This is a genomic window from Vibrio sp. 2132-1 (genome assembly GCF_033344315.1).
In genome coordinates this window covers 1-883 of record NZ_JAWPON010000173.1, presented here as the reverse complement: position 1 = coordinate 883, position 883 = coordinate 1, and the positions used below count along the sequence as shown (strand labels likewise).

General features: G+C 48.1%; 1 protein-coding gene. It reads right to left on the bottom strand.

Going from position 1 to position 883, the window contains the following annotated elements:
* Positions 1–870: aspartate carbamoyltransferase (pyrB, locus tag R8N47_RS24225; protein WP_318185980.1), on the bottom strand; the 870-nt coding region annotated here is incomplete at its 3' end.
* Positions 871–883: the final 13 nt, after the last annotated feature.

Here is an 883-nt window from a genome sequence, read left to right as displayed (position 1 = left end):
TGCCTGCTGGAAGTAGTACGCGTGTGGGGTTTTATCTACGTCTGTCGTGATTTCATCAACACGAGGTAGCGGGTGCAGTACTTTTAGATTTTCACGCGCGCCTTCCAATAGAGCCGCCGTCAGAATGTAAGCCGATTTGATGTGCGCATATTCAGACTCGTCGAAACGCTCTTTTTGAACGCGAGTCATGTAAAGAATATCGAGCTCAGGAATTACCGCTTCCATCTCTGTGTGTAGGCTGTATTCAATGCCAGCTTCATCGAGTTCTTCGCAGATGTACTCTGGCATCGCCAATGCGTCTGGAGCGACAAAGTAGAAGCGGATGTTATTGAACTTCGCCAGTGCTTGAGTCAGTGAGTGAACGGTGCGGCCGTATTTTAAATCGCCGACAAATGCCACGTTTAGGTTGTCTAAGCGACCTTGCGTTTCCGCGATGGTGTAGAGGTCAAGCAGAGTTTGAGTTTGGTGTTGGTTAGCACCGTCGCCCGCGTTAATCACTGGAACGCCATTCGAAAACTCGGAAGCAAGGCGCGCTGCACCTTCTTGAGGGTGGCGCATCACAAATGCATCGACGTATGAAGAGATAACTTGTACAGAATCAGAAAGCGTTTCCCCTTTCTTCGACAGAGACGTATTACCATCGTTATCAAAACCAATGACATCACCACCAATGCGTTGAATCGCGGTCTCAAACGACAAGCGAGTACGCGTTGATGGCTCAAAGAAACAGCTCGCAACGACTTTGTTTTTAATCAGTTCTGGTCGAGGTTCCTTTTTCAGATTACCTGCAGTTTCGACGATAAGTTCCAGCTCTTCACGAGAAAGCTCTGGAATAGAGATGATGTGCTTCTGGTAAAGCGAGTTCGCCATGATCTTCTTCCCT